This window comes from Polynucleobacter sp. 35-46-11, assembly GCF_002281105.1.
Genome location: NZ_NCFJ01000330.1, coordinates 1 through 2,880, shown reverse-complemented (window position 1 = coordinate 2,880; position 2,880 = coordinate 1). Strand labels below are relative to the sequence as shown.

Here is a 2,880-nt window from a genome sequence, read left to right as displayed (position 1 = left end):
ATTTTGTTCGGTGCTGTTGGTGACTGGAAATACGACACATTGGCTCGTGAACTACGTCCCGAGCAAGCCATTCTAGGATTGCGCAAGCATTTGGAATTATTTGCCAATTTCAGACCAGCTATTTGTTACAAGGAGCTAACTGCTGCCTCCAGTCTTAAGCCTGAAATTGTGAGTGGCCTCGATATCTTGATTATTCGCGAGCTCAATGGCGATATCTACTTTGGTCAGCCTCGCGGCATTCGCACATCTGAGCTTCCTTTATTTAAGGGTGCACGTGAAGGTTACGACATGATGCATTACAGCGAGCCAGAAGTGGAGCGTATTGGTCGAGTTGCTTTTGAGGCTGCACGTAAACGCGGTAAAAAAGTATGTAGCGTTGATAAGGCGAATGTTCTTGAGACATCGCAACTTTGGCGTGATGTCATGATTCGTGTTGGCAAAGAATATCCAGACGTTGAGTTATCACATATGTATGTTGATAACGCAGCAATGCAGTTGGTCAAGGCCCCCAAAGCGTTTGACGTAGTCGTTACGGGCAACTTGTTTGGCGATATTCTCTCTGACGAAGCTTCGATGTTGACCGGCTCGATTGGGATGTTGCCATCAGCTTCGTTAGATAAAAATAATAAAGGCCTGTATGAGCCAAGCCATGGATCAGCGCCAGATATCGCTGGCAAGGGCATTGCTAATCCATTAGCAACAATTCTGTCTGCTGCGATGATGTTGCGCTACTCCCTGGGTATGCCATCTGAAGCTGATTGTATCGAAGCGGCAGTGCAAAAGGTCTTATCACTGGGATTACGAACTGCTGACATTTTTACAGAAGGTACAAAAAAAGTATCTACAGTGGAAATGGGCGATGCGGTTGTAGCCGCTCTTTCATAACCATTTTCACATTACATATACATTCAATAGATCATTCATCATGGCAAATACAAAAACACCATTAGTAGGCTTAGTAGGCTGGCGCGGTATGGTCGGTAGCGTCCTTATGGAGAGGATGCTGGCTGAAAAAGATTTTGATCTGATTGAACCTGTATTTTTCAGTACTAGTCAGGCAGGCGGTGAAGTGCCGCTCTTGAATGGTCAGAAAGTGACCAAGAGCGAGAATGTGTTGCTCAACGCAAATGACATCAAAGCGCTTTCCCGTTGTGACATCATTTTGACCTGCCAGGGCGGTGATTACACCAATGAGATTTTTCCTCAACTACGTGCTGCCGGTTGGCAAGGTCACTGGATTGATGCGGCTAGCGCATTGCGCATGAAAGATGATGCAGTATTAATTTTAGATCCTGTGAATCGACCTGTAATTGATAAAGCATTAGCTGCAGGCGGAAAAAATTGGATTGGTAGTAACTGCACAGTTAGCTTAATGATGATGGCGATGGGTGGCTTGGTGAAGGCCGATATGGTTGAGTGGATTAGCGCTATGACATATCAGGCGGCTTCTGGTGCTGGCGCTCAGAACATGCGTGAGTTGTTGTTGCAAATGGGTGCATTACGCGATAGCGTGGCAACCGAATTAGCTGATCCGTCTTCATGGATCTTAGATATTGATCGCAAAGTTACCGATACTTTGCGTTCTCCGGATTTTCCTAAGAAAAACTTTCGTAACACTCCTTTAGCTGGTAGCTTGATTCCCTGGATTGATGTCCCGGTAGAGAATGGCCAAACTAAAGAAGAGTGGAAGGGCGGCGCTGAGTTTAATAAGATCCTAGGCCGACCTCCATTTAGATCTCCTGGAAGTATTCCAATTGACGGTTTATGTGTTCGCGTTGGCGCTATGCGTTGCCACTCCCAAGGCTTGACTGTCAAACTGAAAAAAGATATTCCCTTAAAGGAAATCGAAACAATCTTAGCTAACGATAATCAATGGGTTAAGGTAATTCCAAACGACCGCGAGACTACTGAGCGTGAATTATCTCCAGCAGCAATTAGCGGTACTTTGACGGTCCCCATTGGCCGTTTGCATAAGATGGCGATGGGCCCAGAGTATCTTGGTGCATTTACAGTCGGCGATCAACTCTTGTGGGGCGCTGCTGAGCCTTTACGTCGGATGTTAAGAATTTTATTGGCTGACAATGCTTAAGGCTCAGATGCTCAAACTTTTCTTTGCGGGAATTATTAGCTTAGCGCTTTCTACTGGTGCTTTTGCTATCTCATTGGGTAAAGCAAATTTAGTATCCAGTCCCGGTGAAACTCTTCGTATTGAGGTGCCAATCGAGTTAGCTGCCGACGAGCAAAATCTTTTATCGACTCTATCGGCCTCCATACCGCCCTCAAGTGAGTATGAGCGACTTAGTATTTCATCCAAAATTTTAGACTTTAATGCTCAAGTTATGGTCTATAGATCAAAAGATGAGCGATTGATGGTGCTAGTTGAGACAGTAAAACCTGTGCCCATTACAGATGACATCTTTGTTGATTTGTTGCTGACCTTAAATTGGTCTTCAGGATCGATTACTAGAATATTTACTTTTGTAAATGGAAGTATTCCTAAGTTCCTTGTGGAGCCTGGACAAACACTGTCTTCAATTGCTTCGCAGATGGATTCGGATCGTCCGGAATTTACGCTTGATCAAAAAATGATGGCTTTATATCAAGCCAATCCCGATGCTTTTGCTGGCGGAAATATTAATCGTTTGTTGGCAGGCTCCGAGCTCTTGATCCCTAAACCTGAGACAGTACAGGCAATTAATTCGAAGGAGGCTCAAAAGTTTGTTGAGTCTGCTGCCCAACAATGGTCTGAGAAAAAGACTAATTCAGCCAGTGTTGAAGTGAGTGCTGATGAAGCGGTTAATCCCGCTAATCGCTTAAAGATTGGTTCTAGTGGTGATGCCGATGCTGACACCAAGCGGATTACAGAAGAAATAGTAGCCC

At 44.9% G+C, this 2,880-nt stretch carries 3 protein-coding genes; all 3 read left to right on the top strand.

The window, feature by feature from the left end:
• A partial coding sequence (gene leuB / locus B7Y67_RS14395; protein WP_293599232.1) for a 3-isopropylmalate dehydrogenase occupies window positions 1–885 on the top strand: 885 nt, incomplete at its 5' end.
• Between the two features lie 40 nt (window positions 886–925).
• Window positions 926–2,089: an aspartate-semialdehyde dehydrogenase gene (gene asd / locus B7Y67_RS14390; RefSeq protein ID WP_215300857.1), complete on the top strand. Its 1,164-nt coding sequence runs from the start codon at window positions 926–928 to the stop codon at window positions 2,087–2,089.
• 7 nt (window positions 2,090–2,096) lie between these two features.
• The coding region (locus B7Y67_RS14385) for a FimV family protein (RefSeq protein WP_293599231.1) at window positions 2,097–2,880 on the top strand (784 nt) is incomplete at its 3' end.